Origin of the sequence: Maribrevibacterium harenarium (assembly GCF_006385675.1) — a bacterium.
GTDB lineage: Bacteria > Pseudomonadota > Gammaproteobacteria > Pseudomonadales > Marinomonadaceae > Marinomonas > Marinomonas harenarium.
On record NZ_VFRR01000025.1, the window covers coordinates 26471 to 46659 of the forward strand.

Genomic DNA, 20189 nt, shown 5'->3' on the forward strand with positions numbered 1-20189 from the left:
CGTTGGACCCGTTGCAAGTCACTCTGCTTTTTCCAAGTCACACATCAATGGGTGTTCGTTTTGTTGCGCGAACTGTTGTACCTGCACCACTTTGGTTTCGGCGATATCGAAGGTGTAAACGCCGCAGACACCTTTTCCCTTCGTGTGGACTTCCATCATTACATGTTGGGCCTTTGCAGCGTCCATGTTGAAAAAGCGTTGTAGCACATACACGACAAAATCCATTGGCGTGAAATCATCATTGAATAGCACCACCTGATACATGGAAGGTGGTTTTAGCTCGGTTTCATCCGGCGCTATGGCAACCGATGAATGACCTAGATCATCATCGTCCTCTAAATTTAGTCTAATTTGTTCAGATGCAAACATGTTTAGGGTCCGAAACTACAAAAATATACGCTTCATGCACACAACCTTGTTGGTAGAGCAAATTTTGCAGGATATGTGCAAGATATAATTTACAAATGGGAAATACCGTTCTAATCTCAAGCATATGGGCAAAAAATAGGCAAACAAGCCCTGAGCCCAATTTTAAAAGAGCATGTGGGATTTTAGCACGATTGTTTAAGGAGTGATTCATGCACCGCGGGTCTGTAAAGTGGTTCAACAATGCTAAGGGCTACGGCTTTATCGTGGCGGATAATTTTGATGAAGATTTATTTATTCATTATTCCGCAATCAATATGGAAGGCTACAAGACATTGAAAGCCGGACAAGCCGTTACTTTTGATGTAACGCCAGGCAATCGTGGTCTGCACGCCATTGATATCACGCCGGTGAGTGCCACTGAAGCGCAAGCTGCCGCAGTCGAGGCATAACTTCACTGGGAATACTCGAGCTCACGGCAAGTATTTGCTATGCTCGTTTACCGCGTTTGTAGCAATCCGCAGTAACACTTTTTCCTTTGGTATTTGTGTTGCTGCGTTTTTGCGTCTATGCAAAAACTTCATTTCTTTTCCTTTTGCCAAAGTGAGCAAGCTTTCTAGCAATGGCCAAGCTATTCCTGTTTAACAAACCTTTCCAAGTGCTCAGTCAATTTACCAGTGATGATGGTAAAGCAACGCTGGCTGATCATATTTCTGTACCAGATATTTACGCAGCGGGGCGGCTCGATTATGACTCCGAGGGGTTATTGCTGCTCACAGATACGGGCAGTGTGCAGCATGTGATCGCTTCCCCTAAGTTTAAATTGCCGAAAACTTACTGGGTACAAGTCGAAGGGGAAATAACGGCTGACGCGGTGGCGCAACTTTGTTGTGGCGTTGAACTAAAAGATGGCATCACACAGCCCGCCCAGTGTCAGATCATTCCCGAGCCTGATTGTCTGTGGCCACGGGTGCCGCCGATTCGAGAGCGAGCAAGCATCCCAACGTCATGGATTGCGTTGACCATTCATGAAGGCAAAAATCGGCAAGTGCGACGCATGACAGCAGCGGTAGGTTTTCCTACATTACGTTTGATTCGCAATGCCATTGGCCCTTACACCCTAGATGGACTGCTTCCCGGCGATTTACAAGAAACCCAACTAACCCCCGATTTAGAGGAGCGCATCCATGGCTTCGAACAACGCCCGCGAACGTCTACCCCACCTCACCGTCGCCGCACTGGTCACACGGGGCGACCGGTTTCTGGTGGTAAAAGAGTGGCAGGACGGGGAGCTAGTACTCAACCAGCCCGCCGGCCACGTTGAGAATGGGGAAACGTTACAACAAGCTGTTATGCGGGAAACCTTGGAAGAAAGCGGCTGGCAGGTTGAGCCAAAAGCCATCGTCGGGCTCTATGCTTTCACCCCATTTGTCGGTGCAGATACTTACCACCGAGTATTGATTCATTGTGAGGCCATTGGCGAAGTAACAACCCATCTCGACAGTGATATCGACTCCGCCCACTGGCTGACCATGGACGAGATTTGCGCCAGCAAATTACGTAGTCCGTTGGTGCAAGCTGGATTTGATGATTACCTCAAAGGGCAAGGCTTTCCGCTTGAAATGATAGATAACAGCCATATTTCTCCGGTAACGGCGTAACTCAGACAGCAGGTTTCCCGCGCATCAAAGTGGGGAATCCGCTATACTGGGCCGTTTCCATCAATGTCGGGCCTTAACCCCGTTTTATTGCCGAGAAGTTGTTATGACCCCAACAAAATCCATTCAAGATACTAAAGTGATCGTCGGTATGTCCGGCGGTGTTGATTCCTCCGTTTCTGCCCTCTTACTGATGCAGCAAGGCTATCAGGTCGAAGGCCTATTTATGAAAAACTGGGATGAGGACGACGGCACCGAGTATTGCACCGCCAAGGAAGACCTAGCCGACGCCCAAGCCGTATGCGACAAGCTAGGAATAAAGCTCCATACCGCCAATTTCGCCGCCGAATACTGGGATAATGTGTTCGAACATTTTCTGGCGGAGTACAAGGCTGGCCGCACTCCCAACCCGGATATTTTGTGCAACAAAGAAATCAAGTTTAAAGCCTTCTTAGAATACGCTATGGCGTTGGGGGCAGATGCCATTGCCACCGGCCACTACGTACGTCGCGGCGAACAAAATGGTGAGCCGGTATTATTAAAGGGATTGGACAACAACAAAGATCAAAGTTATTTCCTTTACGCTGTTGGTAAAGACGAGATCGGCAAAACCTTCTTCCCGGTGGGCGAGTTAGAAAAGCCCGAGGTGCGTCGTTTGGCGGAAGAGCATGGCTTAGTGACTCACAATAAAAAAGACAGCACCGGGATTTGCTTTATCGGCGAGCGCCGCTTTAAAGACTTTTTACAACAGTATTTACCGGCGCAACCGGGCAATATTGAAACCCTGGATGGGGATGTGATCGGCAAACATCATGGTTTGATGTACCACACTATTGGTCAGCGTCAAGGATTGGGGATCGGGGGATTATCCAAATATCCGGACGAGCCGTGGTATGTGGTGGAAAAAGACTTAGAGCGCAATGTTTTGTTGGTAACTCAAGGTGGTCAACACCCTTCTCTTTTCAAGACCCATCTGATCGCCGATCAGTTTGATTGGGTTGCGCGAGAGAAACCAACGCTTCCACTTACTTGTAAAGCCAAGTGCCGTTACCGCCAGCCAGATCAGGATTGCACCCTGTATGAGCTTGAAGACGGTAGTATTGAGGTCTCTTTCCGCGAACCACAGCGCGCTATTACTCCAGGTCAGTCGATTGTTTTCTATGTTGGGGAACATTGCCTAGGTGGTGGCATCATAAATAAGGCGTTCAATAAATAAGGATTCCCTATGGCCCATTCCGAAACTGAACAAGCGATCGCCTTAGCTGCGGTATTTCAAGCAGCAGAATTAGTGGCAACCTTGGCCCGCAAAGGCACGCTAGATAATGACAGTGCCGAGCCCCTACTGGCCAGTGTATTGGTGACCAATGCGCCAACCACCCAAGATATTTATGGCGGTCAATTTGACTGCCAAGGTAATTTGGCGTTGGGGCGACGTATCGCCAAGCAGGTATTTGGCAAAGACAAAAACGCGGTCAACCCTGACACCATCCGTTATGCCCTAAGCTTGGTACACCTAGAAAGCAAGCTTAGTAAAGATAACGATATGCTGGCACAAATCGGCAAAGGTATTCAGGGCATTGAACGCCAGCGGGAACATTATGATTCTGTGCTGCATGATAATATCGTTGCCGGCATGTCGGGCTTATACCAAGACACCTTGAGTAAGATGCCATTTCGTATCCAAGTACACGGGGATAGTCGCTATCTACAACAGGCTGGCGTGGCTCATCAAGTGAGGGCTTTGCTCTTGGCGGGGATTCGGGCGGCTATGTTATGGCGCCAGCTAGGTGGACGACGTTGGCATTTCCTGTTTAAACGCAAAGCGATTTTAGCGGGCCTCGACAGTCGTTTTTAAGCGACTATTGGCTAAATAGCGGCTAAAAACTGAAGAAAAGCTCCTCCATGGGGCTTTTTCTTTATGTTGTGCTCGGCAATAATCATTTGAATCAATTTTCGGTATACGCTTGGTCAATGTAAATAAATTACCCAAATCGGGTAGTATTATGACCAAAATTTTGATCAAACTGATTTGATTACCTAGAAATGGCGGCCAAAAGTCACCTTCTACATAACCGGGCTACTGCGCCCAGCAAGTTAGGGGAATTACATGTCTAAAGATACTATTTACTACACTCTGACAGACGAAGCGCCAGCATTGGCAACCGCTTCTCTACTACCGATTTACCGTGCCTTTGCCAAAGAAGCCGGCATCAAGCTTGAATTAACTGATATTTCATTAGCGGGTCGTATTCTTTCGACTTTTGCTGACCGTCTCCCTGAAGACCAACGCCCACAAGATGGCCTTGCGTTCCTAGGTGAACTGACTGCCGATCCAAATGCGAACTTCATCAAACTGCCGAACATCAGTGCTTCTATCCCTCAGCTAAACGCTGCGATTAAAGAACTACAAGCTCAAGGCTTCGACGTACCAAGCTACCCAGAAGCACCAAAAACTGACGAAGAAAAAGAGATCCAAGCCCGTTACTCGAAAATCCTTGGTAGTGCAGTAAACCCAGTGTTGCGTCAAGGTAACTCTGACCGTCGCGCACCAGCAGCAGTAAAAGCCTACGCTCGTAAGCACCCACACAGCATGGGTGAGTGGAAGAAAACCTCTCAAACTCACGCAGACTACATGCGCGGCGGTGACTTCTTCTCTTCTGAGCAATCTATTACCACTGACAAAGCTCAAACCGTGCGTATCGAATTCGTTGACCAAGCAGGCAACGTAGAATTGAAAAAATCTTTGCCGCTAGTAGAAGGCGAAGTACTAGACAGCATGCGCATGAGTGCTAAAGCGCTACGGGACTTCTTCGAGCAATCTCTACAAGAAGCCAAAGAAGCCGGCATTATGTGGTCTTTGCACGTCAAAGCGACCATGATGAAGGTTTCTCACCCGATCGTATTCGGTCATGCAGTAACCGTATTCTACAAAGAAGTATGGGATAAATTCGGTGATCTATTCGCTGAGATCGGTGTGAACCCAAATAATGGCCTAGGTAGCGTACTAGACAAAATCAAAGTACTACCACAAAGCCAGCAAGACGAAATCCTACAAGCAATCCACGATTGCTACGAGCACCGCCCTGAAATCGCCATGGTAGATTCTGTACGCGGTATCACTAACCTACACGTACCTTCTGACGTAATCGTAGACGCCTCTATGCCTGCGATGATCCGTAACTCAGGCAAAATGTGGGGCCGCGACGGCAAGACTAAAGACACTAAAGCAGTAATGCCTGAGTCTACCTACGCCCGTATTTACCAAGAAGTGATTAACTTCTGTAAAACCAACGGCGCATTTGACCCTACCACTATGGGTACCGTGCCAAACGTGGGTCTAATGGCGCAAAAAGCCGAAGAGTACGGTTCACACGACAAGACTTTTGAAGTACAAGCGGATGGCGTAATGCGTGTGGTTGCCGAAAACGGCGACGTGTTGATGCAACACGATGTTGAGAAAGGCGATATTTGGCGTGCATGTCAAACCAAAGATGCCGCGATCAAAGACTGGGTGAAACTTGGCGTAACTCGCGCCCGTAACTCAAATACACCAGCCGTATTCTGGTTGGATGCAGAGCGTGCCCACGACAACGAACTACGCAAGAAAGTTGAGTTATACCTACAAGACTACGACCTAACTGGCTTAGACATTCATATTATGTCTTACAACGAAGCAATCCGTTTCTCTATGGAGCGTATGATTCGTGGTCAAGACACTATCTCTGTCACTGGTAACGTATTGCGCGACTACCTAACCGACCTTTTCCCAATTATGGAACTAGGTACTTCTGCGAAAATGCTATCTATCGTGCCAATGCTAAATGGTGGTGGCATGTACGAAACGGGTGCCGGCGGTTCAGCACCTAAGCACGTTCAGCAATTGCTAGAAGAAAACTACCTACGCTGGGATTCACTCGGTGAGTTCCTTGCTACTGCCGTTTCTTTCGAAGAACTTGGCATCAAACAAGGCAACGACAAAGCGAAAGTGTTGGCAAAATGCCTAGATAAAGCGACCGAGAAATTGTTGGATAACAACAAGTCTCCGTCTCGCAAAGTGGGTGATATCGACAACCGTGGTAGCCACTTCTACCTAGCGATGTACTGGGCACAAGAGCTTGCAGCTCAAACCGAAGATGCTGAGCTTGCGGCGAAATTTGCGCCTTTGGCAGAAACTCTAACAGCCAACGAAGCAAAAATCGTAGAAGAACTTAACTCAGTTCAGGGCAAACCAGCTGATCTTGAGGGTTACTACCATATGGACCTAGCGGCTGTTGAGAAAGTGATGCGCCCAAGCGCTACCTTCAACGCAGCACTTGAGTCTCTATAAGTCGACAAGACCGATCTTTAAGTTACAAAAAAGGGAGTCCGATTGTCGGGCTCCCTTTTATTTTGTACAGTCTTTTGTCAAATGGCACCCAAAACCGCCTTGCATTTGCCTAGCAATAGCACATCCTCCCCCTTTCCCCTATAATAGCGGCTCCCTGAAAACCATGGTCGAGGCGTTATCTCAATGCAATTAACTAGCTTAAATGCGATTTCCCCAATTGACGGTCGTTACGGATCGAAAACTCATGCTCTACGCCGTTCAGTGAGCGAATATGGACTGTTGCGCATGCGCGTCATTGTGGAAGTGCGTTGGCTACAAGCTCTGGCAAGCCACCCACAAATTACTGAAGTACCTGCTCTAAGTGCTGAAGCAAACACTATTTTGAATAATCTTGCTGAAAACTTCAGTGAAGCGGATGCCCAAGCCATTAAAGACATTGAACGTACGACAAACCACGATGTAAAAGCGGTTGAGTACTTCATTAAAAACAGCATTGCCGGTAACGCTGAATTGGCTGCTATTTCTGAGTTCGTGCACTTTGCTTGTACTTCAGAGGACATCAACAACCTATCCCATGCACTGATGCTACGTGAAGCGTTGGAAGAAGCGATTCTGCCAGAAATGCGTGCCGTCTTGACTGCTATCGAAGATTTAGCGCTTGAACACGCCGAGCAGCCCATGTTGTCCCGTACTCATGGTCAAACGGCTTCTCCGAGTACCATGGGTAAAGAGATGGCCAACGTGGCTGCACGTCTGCGCCGTCAGATCAAACAAGTAGAAGCTGTGGAATTTTTAGGCAAAATCAATGGTGCGGTTGGTAACTACAATGCCCACCTATCTGCTTACCCAGATGTAGATTGGCAAGCCAATGCCGAGAAGTTCGTGACTTCTTTGGGTCTAACTTGGAACCCCTACACCACTCAGATCGAACCACACGATTACATTGCTGAATTGTACGATGCCATCTGTCGCTTCAACACTATCTTGATCGACTTCGATCGCGATGTGTGGGGCTATATCTCTATGGGCTTCTTCAAGCAAAAAACCATTGCTGGGGAAATCGGCTCTTCCACTATGCCGCACAAAGTGAACCCTATCGACTTCGAAAACTCCGAAGGCAACTTGGGTATCGCCAACGCCATCATGGGTCACTTGAGCGCCAAATTGCCAATTTCTCGCTGGCAGCGAGATCTAACTGACTCTACCGTTTTGCGTAACCTAGGTGTTGGTTTGGCCCACAGTTTGATCGCTTACCAAGCCACTTTGAAAGGTATCAGCAAACTGGAAATCAATGCTGCGCGCTTGGCTGCTGACTTGGATGCTGCATGGGAAGTATTGGCAGAGCCAATCCAAACAGTTATGCGCCGCTACGGTATTGAGTCTCCGTACGAGAAACTGAAAGAACTAACCCGTGGTCGCACTATCGACGCAGCGACAATCGGTGCATTTGTAGATACTCTAGAGCTACCAGAAGCGGCTAAAGCAGAGCTTAAAGCCCTAACTCCTGCTAGCTACATCGGTAACGCGGTTGATCAAGCCAAAGCCATTCGCGGCTAAGTCTCAACTGTTCTGATTTTGTTGAAAGAGCCGACTTGTTCGGCTCTTTTCTTTTTAATTGATGTCTTTATCTGGCCCTTGGCCAACTTGAAGGTGATCCATGATGGATTTAGATACGCCGTTAACAATTTTAGGCGGCATGAGTGCCGGTGAATTTTTACGCGACTATTGGCAACAAAAACCATTGCTCATCCGCGCCGCAGCTAAACACTTTGAATTACCGATTTCGGCTGATGAATTAGCTGGCCTTGCCATGGAAGAGGAAGTGGAAGCCCGTATCGTGCTGGAATCCGGCGCGACACCCTGGGAGCTTCGTCAAGGGCCCTTTAGCGAAGCAGACTTCGCCGATCTGCCAGAGCGAGAATGGACTCTGCTTGTCCAAGCGGTGGATCATTGGGTGCCAGAAGTGCAGGAACTACGGGAGGCTTTCAACTTTTTGCCAAGTTGGCGAGTAGATGATGTCATGATCAGCTATGCGGTGACCGGCGGCAGCGTTGGCCCCCATTATGATCAATACGATGTGTTCCTAGTACAAATGGCGGGTAAACGTCGTTGGCAAGTTCTAGCGCCAGAGCAGTACCAAGACCAAGCCCTCGTAGGCACAAAATTACACATTCTAGATAACTTCCCTGTGGATCCAACCATGGAATGGGATGTAGAAACTGGAGATATTCTTTATCTGCCGCCAAACTGGGGTCATAATGGTCGAGCATTGGATGACGACTGCATGACTTTTTCTATCGGTTTTCGCGCACCCGCTGCCCATGAAGCACTCGCCGGGATCACCGAGCAAGTTTGTGAACAAGCTAATGAGAAACTTCGTTTCGCCGCGACAGAGACCGAAGCTAGACTGCATCACAGTCATATCAGTATCGACGACATTCAGCATTTGCGGGACACCATGACTCGCCTATTGGCTGACGATGCACTACTGGCTAGCTGGCTGGGGGAAACCATGAGCGCCCCGAAATACCCTGAATACTCCGCCCCATTATCAGGGGAGGAGGTAGATGAGGTGTTTGACTTGGTCGCGCAAGGGGTGAAGTTCATCCGTCCTGGAGATGCCCGATTATGCTATTACACACTTTCCGACAATGTGATTCGTGTGTTTGCTAATGGTGAATACCATGATGTCGATGGCGAACTAGTTGGTCTAGTTCAAGCGCTAGCAGACCAATTGGAATTTGACTTTAGCGGCCTAGATTTAACCCAGCATCCACAATTACCGGAACTGCTTCGTTTCTTGCTACAACAGCAAGTACTTGTGCCGTTGGATTAATTTGGCCCGGTTCACCAAAGGAGACAAATGATGAAAGTACTCACCTCAGACTGGAATAGCAGCAAAGCACAGTTGATGTTTGTACGTAAACAGGTATTCGGCATCGAGCAAGGGATTGCCGCTGAGGACGATTTTGATCACCAAGATGCCAGTGCGGTGCATTTTGTCTCCTTTGGTACCACCGCCGTACCAACCGGCGTGTGTCGCCTAACAGAGCAAGGACAAATCGGGCGCCTATCGGTTTTGCCGAATTATCGTAGCCAAGGCTATGGCAAAATGCTGTTACGTAAAGCCATTGAGGTAGCGCGAGAGATGGGCTTTAAAGAAGTATTTCTGCATGCTCAGGTAGAAGTTCAGGTTTACTACGAGCATTTTGGTTTCAAAACGGATGGCAAAATCTTTTTCGAGGCGGGTAAACCTCACGTTAATATGATTCGTGAGATCTAAGAGCGAACGCAGCAAAGGCGTATTTTACCTTTGCTGCGTAAGGTGCTTTAGACGATGGCGATTAGCTCAACGTCAAATACCAATACGGAGTGTGGCTTAATCAGAGCGCCAGCACCTTGAGCACCGTAAGCTAAGTCAGAAGGAATAGTGAAGCGGTACTTCGCACCTTCTTTCATTAGCTGTAGACCTTCCGTCCAACCTGCGATAACGCCAGAAAGCGGGAATTCGATTGGCTCACCACGGGCGATGGAGCTGTCGAATACTTGGCCGTCTACCAAACGACCTTCGTAGTGCACACGCACAGTAGAAGAAGCGACAGGTTGCTCACCCGTACCTTCTTCGATTACTTCAAATTGCAAGCCACTCGCCGTTACTTGAACGCCCTCTTTGGCTTTATTAGCTTCTAGGAAGGCTTCGCCTTGGGCCACGCTTTCAGCCGCAGCTGCTTTTGATTTCGCTTCCATTTGTTCTTGTAGCTCAGCAAACGCACTTTCTAGTTCGTTCGCAGGTACACGCATTGGCTGCTCTGCTAGGGCATCTTCAATCGCTGCAAACAGGTGTGGTAAAGACAGCTCACCTAGGTCGCTGCCGCGTAGTTGATCACCAATTTGACGGCCAATGCCGTAGGCGATTTTGGCTTCGTTAGAAGCGAAAGTTAACTCAGACATGTAGTTTCTCTAATTACATAAATTTTAAGAGCGCACAGCATAACATAAATCTCACAGTAAGCCGATGGGGACTATAGACAACATAAATGACATTCATTATCATTTAATGACTGAATTACGGAGGCTTACATGTCACAGTTTCAGCTAAAACACTCTACAACACCCTCAGGGTCACGCCGTTCTAAATGGCTCTCCTATGGCCTAGCCGGCATTCTGTTTACCGTTGTTTCAGGAAGCTTTATTCTGGATAGCTACTTAGATCAAGTTAATAACGTAAATTTATCAGAGGCAGGGCAATTGGCTGACCCAAATCAGTACCCGTCTTAACAGTAGGATTAGACTTTGGTTGTATTCGATCAATGGAGAAAACAACCATGTTACCAAAAGTCAGCACCATCCTTTACGCATGTGACTTGGACGGCAAAACTAACCAAGCGATGGAACTTGTTATGAATCTGGCTATCGCGAACCAAGCGAAAGTTATCATTATGCACGCGATGGAGCCAATTGGTGCGCAAGCCGCCAATATGATTCACAACTACATGTCGGAAAAAACCGTCAAAGCAATGCGTGACGAAGCAGAAGCTTCTGTTCAAGAGCGTATGCAAAAACATTTGGCTGACTTTATCGAGACCCATAAAGAAGATATGGCACAGCTAGAACAAACGCCTGAAACCGTTGTGGTTCATGGTATTCCGGCTGATGCAATCCAAAAAGCCGCCGAAAAACTTGGCGCAGACATGATTGTTATGAATAGCCGTACCCATAGTCGTATTGGGCAGATGGTAATTGGATCTACCGCCAACAAAGTCGTACACCATAGCCGTGTTCCTGTATTAGTGGTGCCAATTCACTAAACAGTTCTTTTCTACAGGAAGGCGTTTGGCTACACTAGCACTGTATAAATAAACATGCTTTTGAGCCATGCGCCTTTTTATTGCCGAAAAACCCAGTCTTGCCCGCGCCATTGCTAGCGCTTTTCCTGGCCCTCAAAAAAAGGGGGACGGTTTCATACAACTTCCCGGCGGAGATTGCATCACTTGGTGCATTGGTCACTTACTGGAGCAGGCCGAGCCAGAAGACTATTCCCCATCCTATAAGCGCTGGTCGTTTGACACTCTCCCCATCGTGCCCGATATTTGGCAGCTCAAGCCGAAAGCTAATACCAAAAAGCAGCTTGCTGTGGTAAAAAAACTCATCAAACAAGCGGATCAAATTATTCACGCTGGCGACCCTGATCGTGAAGGGCAATTGCTTGTGGATGAAGTACTGCATTATTGTCAGACCGCGAAAACCAAATTAAGCCAATGTCAGCGTTTGCTGGTAAGTGACCTGAATACGAATGCGATTAAAAAGGCTCTTGGCAAACTACAAAGTAACGGCAACTTTGCTCCATTAAGCCGATCAGCGTTGGCTCGCTCACGAGCAGATTGGTTATTTGGCATGAATCTGACCCGCGCCTACACCTTGAAAGGCAAGCAGGTAGGTTATCAAGGCGTTCTTTCCATTGGCCGAGTACAGACACCAATTCTCGGCATGGTTGTTAAACGGGAACAAGAGATTAACGCCTTCATTCCCCATGACTTTTATCAGGTAGAAGCCTTGATTCGCACCCCTGATACCCAAACTTTTACGGCAAAATGGGTACCTAGCGAAGCCTGTCAGGGACATATGGATGAAGAAGGCCGCATTATCAACCCCAAACTGGCAGAGCATGTAGCAAACCGCATTACGGATAAACCCGCTGCTGTGAGCAAAGCCGAGCGCCAACAAAAGAAACAACCTCCTCCGCTGCCCTACAGCTTATCTAGCTTACAAATCGATGCTGCTAAGGCTTTCGGCTTATCCGCTCAACAGGTGCTAGATATATGCCAAAGTCTCTACGAGACTCACAAGATGATCAGTTACCCTCGATCCGATTGTCGCTACTTGCCAACAGAGCAACACCAAGAGGCTGGGGCGATTTTAAGCGCCATAAATCGCACCACCTCAGCTTATCAACCCCATGTGATAGCATGTGATCCGAAGCGTAAAAGCCGCGCTTGGAATGACAAACAAGTGGGTGCTCACCACGGGATAATTCCTACCCAAAGCTTAGCCGCCTACAGCAAGCTAAATGCTAATGAACAACGTGTTTTTGACTTAATCTGCCGTCAATATCTGGTGCAATTTCTTGAAGATTACGAATATCGAGCGAGCCGTATTGAGCTTATCATCGAAGGCGGTGTGTTTGTTGCCCAAGGCAACGTGCCGACTAAACTAGGATGGAAAGCGTTATTTAAGCAGGATAAGAAAACCTCCGATGAACTCCCCAATGTTACGGAGCAGGATCAGCTTTGGTGTGAACAAGGTGTACTATTGACTAAGCAAACCACACCGCCGGAGTACTTTACCGATGCAAGTCTTTTGGCCGCGATGACGGGAATCGCCAAATTCGTGGTCGATAAAGAATTGAAAAAAGTACTACGTGACACCGATGGACTAGGCACCGAAGCCACGCGAGCTGGGATTATAGAGTTGCTATTTAAACGGCAGTTTTTATATCGACAAGGAAAACAGATACGCCCTACTCCAGCCGGTATGCGTTTTATAGAAAGCCTACCCGCCAGCTTAGCGACACCTGATATGACTGCCAGGTGGGAGATGATATTAAACCGCATCAGTCACAATGAGGCAGACTATCAAAGCTTTTTAAATGAATTGGTCGCGAACTTGAGACAACAGATCGACACTTGTCAACAGCAACGTTTGACAGCTCTTGCAGATCTACCGGCAAGCCCTAAAACTAATCCTAAACGGCGCTATCGAAAAGCAAACACAGCAAGTAGTGGCAAAGGTCGACGCTCAACCAAACGCCAACCAAATTCCCACACCAACCATTAGACTACCGGCAATGCGATTCATCAGACGAACGTTGCCGGATTGCATTAACAACGAGCGCAATGTGCGACCGCCGCTGGCGTAAATCAACAGACAAATAAACTCTAACATCAGAATCACACTAATCAAGGAAACAAGCTGACTTGCCATCGGCTGGCTAGCGTTGAGGAATGGCGGTAACAAGGCGACAAAAAAGGCCCAGCCTTTCGGGTTTGCGATTGCGGTTACAAACCCTTGAGAAATCAATTCAAAGGCACTAGCTTGGCGCTCACCATCGTCTAGTTTGATTGCCATCTTCCCTTTAGAGAGCCACATTTGCACCCCGATATAGGCCAAATAGACGCCGCCAACGTACTTAAATACCAAGAAAGCGGTTGGATAGTTGAGCAGTAAGGTAGCAACACCAATTGCTGATAAAGTTGCCACTAAACCAACACCGGTGAGTTCCCCAAGCATCATCCACAGGGCACGTTTGACACCGATAGTCATACCCATGGTCATTGCCAAAGTCATGCACATACCTGGGGTAATGGAGACAAAAAAGAAGGTTGGAACAAAAACCGACAAAAGCGCCAGACTCACATGCTTACCTATAGCTGATTAGTAAAAGAGTCGGATAATCTGCCACGGGGATTGCATGACTACAAGCGAGCAAGTGTGGCAGAAATATGAATAACTGGTCAGAAGTGCTTTTTCTTTTGGAAATCATCCTGATTCATAAATTTATTCCACTCATCATCGAGTTCTGCGTCCTCTTCTTCGTCCAGTTCTAATTCGGCCTCCCGTTTCTGTAACTCTAAATCCGCCTCGATTTCATCGATGATACTTTGAAACTGTGTAATCACCGGCTGAGCTTCTGGATTTTCTTGCACAGGCAACAATTGCGAAATGGCTTCCTTATATTGGGCAATGGCGTCATCGAATTTTTGTGTTAGGAACGCTTGGCGAGCCAAGTAAGCATGAAAGTCAGCCATCACTTTGTAACGATAAAAATTCATCAAACTTTCGTAGCGAAATGCTTGGTCAGGCTCAATCTGCTTGTTGTTCTTGGCAAATGCGACAAACTGGGCCACGGCTTCGAACAAGCGCTTCAATTCCATTATTTCCAATTCATCAATGACAGGTTTGGCGCGACGTTTTTGCTTACTCGATTGGAAGTTGATCATCTCCTCTTCAAGATTACGTCGACGGCGGCTGAGGGACTCATCTGGTTGGGTTGTTAGCAACTCATCAAATACCGACATCAAGCGTTGATATAGCCAGACTCGCAACTCTTTGGGCTGATATTGAGGGGGCAAATCATCAATATAGCGACGTATCTGACGTAGTTGATTGTTTAACAGCGCCACCTTACGCAAACGCTCTAGACGGGCTTGTTCTTTCATCTGCAAGTAGATCGCAAAGGCGATAAAACCGCCGATGATCAATAGCAGTATGGTCACTATTAACGCTGTCATATAGTGAAGTTGCTCATCTTGATATGAATTCCAAAGTTATCATCCTTATTAAACACCAGTTGCTCCCTTTGCACAAAATTTGCTAGTTATTCTGACGAGTTACGTTTAAATAATTGATCTTCTAGCTGTTTGATAGTGTTTTTCAATCCTTCAATTACGGGCTCGGATTCGGTGTGGCTACTTACCTTTTCTACCTCTATAAGAGCCTCCCGATAATACTCCAGCGCACGAGCTCGCCGATCGTTGTCCAAAGCATCTCGAGCTCGCTTTAGCAATAAGTCATGATGAGCTAAGGCAAATCGAAAGCGGATAAGTTCTGTTTGATAGCGAGCGCTGGCTTTATCAGCCAAACCATGGGCAATCATTGCTTTTAGTAAGCTAGGTAGTGCCTTGAGAGCCTGTTCCACCCGCTCCAATTGCTCTTCATTACTGATGCGGTCTTTTAATGTGGCTTGTTGTCCCTGCTTTAGCTCACCCAGTAATTGGTTGTATTCAATGAAATCCTTTTCTAATTCAGCATCTAAGTAGGCTTTGGGTAAGGTGGAAACCGTGTCGAGTAAATACTGCACCAACCAAGTTTTGCTTTCTAGCGGTATATAACGGTCGGGAATACCTTTCACGACTTCACCAATGCGATGGCAACGACGTTGTAATTGCTCATGTAACGCATGCCGCTGGCGCTCCCGTTCTTGATACCAGCGCACAATACCAATACCGATGATGACCACCAATAAGGCCAACAGCAACCCCATCGCACTGTACAACCAAGTGTCTGCAGACAAGACTTCACCTTTGCTAAATACTTTGCCCTAAGGTTATCCCGAAACGACGTCAGACAAAACAAAAAAGGCCAGCAATGCTGACCTTTTTCAGTAATTGAGTACCGCTTAGTTAACCGTTGAGTACCCAATTAGCGCATAGAATAGGAAAGAAGCCAGTAGCGCCGATGCAGGAACCGTGATTACCCACGCTGCTGCGATACGCAAAATCGCCGTACGTTTCACCAATTCTTGCTTCGTTGCTTTCTTCAAGGATTTGCGTTCTTCTTTGGAAATCGGCGCGGATGCTTGATGTTCCTTAATCTCTCTTAAGATAGCGCGTTTTTCTTCTACATCGGCAGATTTAAAGCGGGCGATAAAGGCTTCTGTTTCTTCCATATCGTGACCGGCGGCTTGGGAGTGACGCTCAATCGCCATCAACTTATTGTTGTAGGATAGCTTCAGATACTCACGCAAAAAGCCAACACCAAATACACCACCCACGGCAATATGAGTTGAACTCACCGGTAAGCCAAGTTGCGACGCAATGATTACTGTAATTGCAGCGGCCATAGCGATACAGAAGGCACGCATTTTATCAAGTTCAGTAATCTCGCTACCTACTGTACGGATAAGTTTAGGTCCGAATAGTGCCAAACCAATGGCGATACCGATACCGCCAACAATCATAATCCACAAAGGGATGGCAGCCTTGGAGGCTACTGCACCGTGTACCAAGGCTTCATTAATGGCAGCCAAGGGACCAATCGCGTTGGCAACGTCGTTCGCACCATGGGCAAAGCTCAATAGAGCCGCAGACACCACTAGTGGCACAGTAAATAGACTGTTTACCGCATCTTTATCATTACGCAATTGCTCTGCCGCACGGTCGACCATAGGACGCACGATAAAGTAAGCCGTTACCGCAATCCCTAGACCGATGATCCCAGCGGTTAGCATATCGGTTTTCCAGATCTTCTTCAGACCTTTCATTACCAAGTAGGTAGAGAAGGCCCAAACCATGAGCGCAACCAACAGTGGCACAACCTTGCGCGCTGCCTGCACCATGTCACTTTGATAAGTAATTGAGCGTTTGATGTAGATAAGGAAGGCCGCGGCAATCACACCACCCATAACCGGAGAAATAACCCAACTTGCCGCAATCGCGCCCATTTGTCCCCAGTTGGCAATATCCCAACCACCGGCAGCAATACCTGCACCTAGCACACCACCAACAATGGAGTGAGTAGTAGAAACTGGCGCACCGAGGTAAGTGGCTAAGTTGAGCCATAATGCACCGGCAAGCAAAGCAGCCATCATGACCCAAATAAAGGTTGTAGCATCGCCGATGGCGGCTGGATTGATGATGCCGTTCTTGATGGTTCCTACCACATTACCACCGGCAATGATCGAACCAGAGGCTTCAAATACCGCTGCAATCAAAATGGCACCGGTCATTGATAAGGCTTTGGCACCTACAGCAGGGCCCACGTTGTTGGCTACATCGTTAGCACCGATGTTCAAAGCCATGTAAGCACCAATTGCAGCAGCAACCGCTAAAATTGACACATTCGAAATAGCCTCTCCGGTTGACACAGCATAGCCACCGACTAAGACCACAAAACACAGGGCGACAAGTACGCGCACCATTTCCACTCCACGACGTTTAGTTGATTGAATTTGGTTAGTTTCTGTAATTCCCATAACAGCTTCTCTTTTCCGAGTATGTTAGCGGAGGTCCATCAACTGGCCGGAGCCAAATGGCTAACAGACGACACCCTGTCACTTTTATTTAACAAATTTGAAACGTGCGCATTTTATAGTTGAACGTTTTTGTTAAAAACCCTTTTTGCTCAAAAGATTGAGATTTGTTGCGTTCTTGCCTGAACATTACAGATATGTGTCAACTATATTTCCGTTATGTGACAGAAATATTACAAGCCGTCATATTACTGCCATATACAAACAAATTCTCATTGTGACATTTTTTGATCGGCCAATAAAAAAGGCCCTCAGCGCACGGGGCGACGGAGGGCCAAGCAGAAAGAAAGGAGGACCTATCGGTTAGAAGAAACCAAGAGGGTTGATGTCGTAGCTTACCAACATATTCTTAGTTTGCTGGTAGTGATCCAACATCATCTTGTGGGTCTCTCGACCAACACCAGATTTTTTGTAACCACCGAATGCAGCATGAGCTGGGTATTGGTGGTAGCAGTTCATCCATACACGGCCGGCTTCGATGCCACGACCCATGCGGTAAGCAAGGTTAGTGTCACGGGTCCATACACCAGCACCTAGACCAAATTCAGTATCGTTGGCAATCGCTAGTGCTTCAGCTTCATCTTTGAAGGTAGTTACCGCAACCACTGGACCAAAGATTTCCTCTTGGAATACACGCATGTGGTTAGAACCTTTTAGCAGTGTCGGCTTGATGTAGTAACCGTCTTGGAAGCCTTCGATCACTTCATGTTCACCACCGATTAGGACTTCAGCACCCTCATTGCGGCCGATTTCCAAGTAGCTCATGATCTTGTCAAACTGCTCTTGAGAAGCCTGTGCGCCGACCATGGTATCGGTATCAAGCGGGTTACCACGTTTGATTTGACCGATACGATCCACTACTAGCTTGATGAAGTCATCGTAGATGTCTTCTTGAATTAGCAAGCGAGACGGACAAGTACAAACTTCACCTTGGTTAAAGAACGCTAGTACCGCACCTTCAACACATTTGCTAATGAACGCATCTTCTTTGCTCATGATGTCGGAGAAGTAGATGTTTGGTGATTTACCACCTAGCTCAACGGTAGAAGGAATGATGTTCTCAGCGGCACATTTCATAATGTGCGAACCAACTGGCGTAGAACCAGTGAAGGCGATCTTAGCAATGCGTGTGCTGGTTGCTAGTGCTTGACCGGCTTCGGCACCGTAGCCATTGACGATGTTTAGCACGCCTGCTGGTAGCAAATCTTTAATTAGATCCATCAGTACTAGGATGGAAGCTGGCGTCTGCTCCGCTGGCTTCAATACGATACAGTTACCGGCAGCCAAGGCTGGCGCAAGTTTCCAAGCCGCCATCAGCAATGGGAAGTTCCAAGGAATGATCTGACCCACTACACCTAGTGGCTCATGGAAATGGTAGGCAACAGTGTTGTTATCGATTTCACCCAGTGTACCTTCTTGGGCACGGATACAGCCCGCAAAGTAACGGAAGTGATCAGCAGATAGCGGCACATCGGCTGCTAGAGTTTCGCGTACAGCTTTACCGTTATCCCAAGTTTCCGCCACGGCTAGGGCTTCGAGGTTTTGTTCGATGCGGTCAGCGATTTTCAGTAGGATATTTGAACGTTGGGTGACAGACGTTTTGCCCCATGCGTCTTTGGCTGCATGGGCTGCGTCTAGCGCTAGATTAATATCTTCTTCGCTAGAACGGGGAATGCGACAAAAAGCTTTGCCATCTACCGGGCTGATATTGTCGAAGTATTGACCTTTAACCGGTGCGACCCATTCGCCACCGATAAAGTTCTCATATTGTGTTTGAAATGATACGACACTGCCTTCAGAACCAGGTTTTGCGTAGATCATGTTATTTGCTCCGTTGTTTTTGTTTTGTTGGAAACTGATTACGCTTTTCACTCTAGTCCCAGTCTTTGGATATTTCTTGCCTGAGAGTCTAAACTTTTTGTCTGACAATCCAGGAAAGTTGACCCTGATACCCTTTTGGGGTATCTCTAGTCAGGCGTCCAAAGTGAGCACACACAACAAAAAGAGGTTCAAACTATGGGGCAAGCTTCTCAACAAGGAATGTTACAACAAGCCAGTCTACCGAAACGCCAACCTACTCAGTTGGTAGAGAACCGTATTTGTTTTGCCGGCCCCCATGCTGAACTGAGTATTTACGATACCTTTGAACAAGCCAATAAAGTGAGTTTGCAAGCTGATTCACTGTTATTTTGTGGCATGGTATCTGGTGCCAAGGTAATGCATACTCAACACCAACAAGATGTGCCTTTTCTGCCCCATGAATCCTTTATTTTGGCTCCCAAAGAGGAAGTGTTTATCGACTTCCCGGAAGCGACGCTGGATAACCCTACCACCTGTTTGACGATCGAGATTTCTGAGGAACGAATTGCGCAAATTTGTGACCGGATGAATGACGTGCTTACCCCCTCACCTTTTAAAGATCATCAACAATTCAATCCAAACCGACCACTACATACGTTACACACCCAAGCAACCCAACAGGTGTTGAATCGTCTCGTGAGTGACTTCGTGCAAAATGACCCAGACCGGGACTTGCTGGTGGATTTCGGTGTGAGTGAGCTGGTAACGCGCATTTTACGCCACCATGGTAGGGATACCCTATTACACTTCGTCAAAACTCAACCCGATGCCAGTGGCCTAACCATGACCTTACATTGGATTGAGCAAAACTTATCAACCCCGTTAGATGTGGAGCATTTAAGTCGCATGGCTTGTATGAGCCGCAGTCGTTTCTACCAAGAGTTCAAACGCCATTTGGGCTGTACTCCAGCCGAATACCAGCACCAACGGCGTATGACTAGAGCGCTACAACTACTTAAAGAAAAGCGCTCTGTCACTGAGGTCAGTTTTGAATTAGGCTACCAAAGTCTGAGTCATTTTAGTCGTCGCTTCCATCAGCACTTTGGTGTGACACCGCGACAGATAGCTTCTCAAAATACCGTTCCTAGTTGTATGGAAAAATATTCCATATCGCCGGGCGAACAGTGTTCCCGGCTGTGAGTGCTCCAAGCTTACGCTCGGGCACTTACCC

General features: G+C 47.4%; 20 protein-coding genes. 13 read left to right on the top strand and 7 right to left on the bottom strand.

The genetic code is table 11. From position 1 onward, the window contains the following. Window positions 1-18: 18 nt before the first annotated feature. Window positions 19-369: an ATP-dependent Clp protease adapter ClpS gene (gene clpS, locus FJM67_RS12125; RefSeq protein ID WP_140589630.1), complete on the bottom strand. Its 351-nt coding sequence runs from the start codon at window positions 367-369 to the stop codon at window positions 19-21. A 209-nt stretch (window positions 370-578) separates the two neighbouring features. On the opposite strand from clpS, the gene FJM67_RS12130 reads away from it, so the two are divergent. From FJM67_RS12130 to FJM67_RS12170, 9 genes are all read left to right on the top strand, one after another. Then, complete coding sequence (locus FJM67_RS12130; RefSeq protein ID WP_140589632.1) at window positions 579-818, top strand: cold shock domain-containing protein; 240 nt, start codon at window positions 579-581, stop codon at window positions 816-818. Window positions 819-988: 170 nt separating this feature from the next. Beyond that, window positions 989-1690, top strand: coding sequence for a pseudouridine synthase (locus FJM67_RS12135; protein ID WP_140589633.1), 702 nt, complete (start codon window positions 989-991; stop codon window positions 1688-1690). Beyond that, a complete protein-coding gene (locus FJM67_RS12140; protein WP_235890053.1) occupies window positions 1632-2027 on the top strand; it encodes an NUDIX domain-containing protein in 396 nt (131 codons plus the stop codon). The genes FJM67_RS12135 and FJM67_RS12140 overlap by 59 nt, the downstream gene beginning before the upstream one ends. A gap of 103 nt (window positions 2028-2130) precedes the next feature. Further along, window positions 2131-3240, top strand: a complete 1110-nt coding sequence (gene mnmA / locus FJM67_RS12145) for a tRNA 2-thiouridine(34) synthase MnmA (RefSeq protein WP_140589635.1) — start codon at window positions 2131-2133, stop codon at window positions 3238-3240. 9 nt (window positions 3241-3249) lie between these two features. Then, window positions 3250-3879 (top strand): high frequency lysogenization protein HflD, encoded by a 630-nt coding sequence (hflD, locus tag FJM67_RS12150; protein WP_140589637.1) that lies wholly within the window; start codon window positions 3250-3252, stop codon window positions 3877-3879. Between the two features lie 252 nt (window positions 3880-4131). Next, window positions 4132-6351 carry an NADP-dependent isocitrate dehydrogenase gene (locus FJM67_RS12155; protein WP_140589638.1) on the top strand — a complete coding sequence of 740 codons (2220 nt, stop codon included), beginning with the start codon at window positions 4132-4134 and terminating at the stop codon, window positions 6349-6351. A gap of 183 nt (window positions 6352-6534) precedes the next feature. Continuing rightward, complete coding sequence (gene purB, locus FJM67_RS12160) at window positions 6535-7908, top strand: adenylosuccinate lyase (protein WP_140589640.1); 1374 nt, start codon at window positions 6535-6537, stop codon at window positions 7906-7908. A gap of 100 nt (window positions 7909-8008) precedes the next feature. After that, window positions 8009-9187 carry a cupin domain-containing protein gene (locus FJM67_RS12165; protein ID WP_140589642.1) on the top strand — a complete coding sequence of 393 codons (1179 nt, stop codon included), beginning with the start codon at window positions 8009-8011 and terminating at the stop codon, window positions 9185-9187. Window positions 9188-9214: 27 nt separating this feature from the next. Beyond that, complete coding sequence (locus FJM67_RS12170; protein WP_235890054.1) at window positions 9215-9634, top strand: GNAT family N-acetyltransferase; 420 nt, start codon at window positions 9215-9217, stop codon at window positions 9632-9634. A 47-nt stretch (window positions 9635-9681) separates the two neighbouring features. Here FJM67_RS12170 and FJM67_RS12175 read toward each other — a convergent pair whose 3' ends face one another. Next, window positions 9682-10302: an FKBP-type peptidyl-prolyl cis-trans isomerase gene (locus FJM67_RS12175; RefSeq protein ID WP_140589644.1), complete on the bottom strand. Its 621-nt coding sequence runs from the start codon at window positions 10300-10302 to the stop codon at window positions 9682-9684. Window positions 10303-10431: 129 nt separating this feature from the next. Between FJM67_RS12175 and FJM67_RS12180 the strand changes: the two genes are divergently transcribed. From FJM67_RS12180 to FJM67_RS12190, 3 genes are all read left to right on the top strand, one after another. Beyond that, window positions 10432-10629, top strand: a complete 198-nt coding sequence (locus FJM67_RS12180) for a hypothetical protein (RefSeq protein WP_140589646.1) — start codon at window positions 10432-10434, stop codon at window positions 10627-10629. Window positions 10630-10676: 47 nt separating this feature from the next. Beyond that, a complete protein-coding gene (locus tag FJM67_RS12185) occupies window positions 10677-11159 on the top strand; it encodes a universal stress protein (protein ID WP_140589648.1) in 483 nt (160 codons plus the stop codon). 67 nt (window positions 11160-11226) lie between these two features. Further along, complete coding sequence (locus tag FJM67_RS12190) at window positions 11227-13185, top strand: DNA topoisomerase III (RefSeq protein WP_140589650.1); 1959 nt, start codon at window positions 11227-11229, stop codon at window positions 13183-13185. Here FJM67_RS12190 and FJM67_RS12195 read toward each other — a convergent pair. The 5 genes from FJM67_RS12195 to exaC form a co-directional block, all read right to left on the bottom strand. Then, entirely contained in the window at window positions 13147-13764 is a 618-nt protein-coding gene (locus tag FJM67_RS12195) for a LysE family translocator (protein ID WP_140589652.1), read from the bottom strand. The genes FJM67_RS12190 and FJM67_RS12195 overlap by 39 nt on opposite strands. Before the next feature lie 98 nt (window positions 13765-13862). Continuing rightward, entirely contained in the window at window positions 13863-14639 is a 777-nt protein-coding gene (locus FJM67_RS12200) for a hypothetical protein (RefSeq protein WP_140589654.1), read from the bottom strand. An 86-nt stretch (window positions 14640-14725) separates the two neighbouring features. Further along, window positions 14726-15421 (bottom strand): hypothetical protein, encoded by a 696-nt coding sequence (locus FJM67_RS12205; RefSeq protein ID WP_140589655.1) that lies wholly within the window; start codon window positions 15419-15421, stop codon window positions 14726-14728. Window positions 15422-15526: 105 nt separating this feature from the next. Beyond that, window positions 15527-17101 carry an inorganic phosphate transporter gene (locus FJM67_RS12210; protein ID WP_140589657.1) on the bottom strand — a complete coding sequence of 525 codons (1575 nt, stop codon included), beginning with the start codon at window positions 17099-17101 and terminating at the stop codon, window positions 15527-15529. A gap of 360 nt (window positions 17102-17461) precedes the next feature. After that, the gene (gene exaC / locus FJM67_RS12215; RefSeq protein WP_140589658.1) at window positions 17462-18979 is read right to left on the bottom strand and encodes an acetaldehyde dehydrogenase ExaC; all 1518 of its coding nucleotides are present in this window, start codon (window positions 18977-18979) and stop codon (window positions 17462-17464) included. A 195-nt stretch (window positions 18980-19174) separates the two neighbouring features. On the opposite strand from exaC, the gene FJM67_RS12220 reads away from it, so the two are divergent. Then, window positions 19175-20158 carry an AraC family transcriptional regulator gene (locus FJM67_RS12220; RefSeq protein ID WP_140589660.1) on the top strand — a complete coding sequence of 328 codons (984 nt, stop codon included), beginning with the start codon at window positions 19175-19177 and terminating at the stop codon, window positions 20156-20158. Window positions 20159-20189 lie beyond the last annotated feature (31 nt).